The sequence below is a fragment of the Agrococcus casei LMG 22410 genome (genome assembly GCF_900163565.1).
In the GTDB taxonomy this organism is placed as follows: Bacteria; Actinomycetota; Actinomycetes; order Actinomycetales; family Microbacteriaceae; genus Agrococcus; species Agrococcus casei.
Window position 1 is genome coordinate 1 of record NZ_FUHU01000012.1, and the last position, 1,411, is coordinate 1,411.

1 protein-coding gene is annotated in these 1,411 nt (G+C 62.2%); it reads left to right on the forward strand.

Annotation, left to right across the window (positions count from 1 at the left end):
- Positions 1-212 precede the first annotated feature (212 nt).
- Positions 213-1,370 (forward strand): DUF222 domain-containing protein, encoded by a 1,158-nt coding sequence (locus CZ674_RS02290; RefSeq protein WP_159456871.1) that lies wholly within the window; start codon positions 213-215, stop codon positions 1,368-1,370.
- Positions 1,371-1,411 lie beyond the last annotated feature (41 nt).

Below are 1,411 nucleotides of genomic sequence, written 5' to 3' on the forward strand. Positions count from 1 at the left end.
ATCCTTCCGATCAGCCGTTGCAACGACCGAATGACACCGCCGTGCACGGATGCGCAGATCCCGGTTTCTCGTGACAGCCAGTCCCGCAGGCGCGCGCCGGGCTGCCTGGCGAACCGCGTTATCCACAGAGAATTCTCTCCACAGATTGCTCCTTTCTCTGGCTTGTGTCAGTGGTTGCTAGTAGTTTTGTTCTAGTGAAGGAGGTGATGTTCGTGAACGTTTCAGTGAGTGCTGCTGAGGGTTGCAAGTCGGCCGAGGTGCGGCGGCTGCAGTCTGATGCTGATCGGGTTCTGACTGGTGTGTTCGCTGAGTTCACGTCGGCGTCGCCTCGAGAGCGGCAGCGGATGCTCGAAGCCGTCAGCGACTACTCCCTCCAGCACCAAGCGCACCTGGCGGAGTTCGCTCGGGTGCTCGAGACCGCACCGTCGGAGCTGTCGACTGCGGCGAAAGACCTGCACTACCCCTCGACCGGTGTGCTGTTGCAGCACGAGCTCGGGTACGGAAAGAGTGCAGCGGATGTGCTGACCCGGCTCGGCAAGCTGCTCGAGTCGCGAGAGTATCCGGTGTTGGCGGCAGCGGTTGAATCCGGCACGGTCTCGAATCAGCAAGCCGGTGTGATTGTTCGCAAGCTCGATTCCTGGCGGAAGAAACAGGATGCTGAGTTCCTACTGCTCGCTGACAAGTCAGCCGTGGAGTTCGCGGAAGGGTCCGAGGATGCGCGGGCCTGGAAGCCGGAGTCGCTCGAGAAGGCGATGCGTGCCTGGTACTACGAGCAGCACCCCGAAGAGGCCGAGCTGACGACAGCGGAGCAGTGGGAGCAGCGCAAATGCTTCGGGCGCATGCTGCAAGACGGGCGAGTGAAGATCGACGCCGTGATCCCTGCAGACGAAGGGGCAGCGGTGCTGCAGTTCCTTGACGCGAACGCCTCACCCAAAGCCCGGTTCGGGGCACCAAATGGTGACCCAGACCAGGATCAGCGCACTCGCACCCAGAAGATGGCCGACGCATTCATGCTCGCCTTCACGACCGCCGCGAAGACGAAAGAGACCAGCACGCAAGGCGGTGCCGCACCGACCCTGCTGGTGACTGTGCCCATCCGCGAAATCCACAACTACGCCGCCGGCACTCCAGCAGTGGCTCGCGTCAGCCGCACACAAGAGCTCGTGCCAGTCGCAGAAGCCGCGAAGATCATCTGCGACGGCGCCGTCCAGGTCGCGATCACCGACAACCTCGGCAACGTCATGAACCTCGGCCGCACACAGCGGCTCTTCACCCCCACACAGCGCAGAGCGCTCAACGCCACCTACCCCGAGTGCGCAACGACCGGCTGTGACATCCCGGCCGTGTGGTGCGAAGTGGACTTGCCCTAGTTAGGCGGACAGTTGCTTGTTCATTTTTGCGTATTCAATTG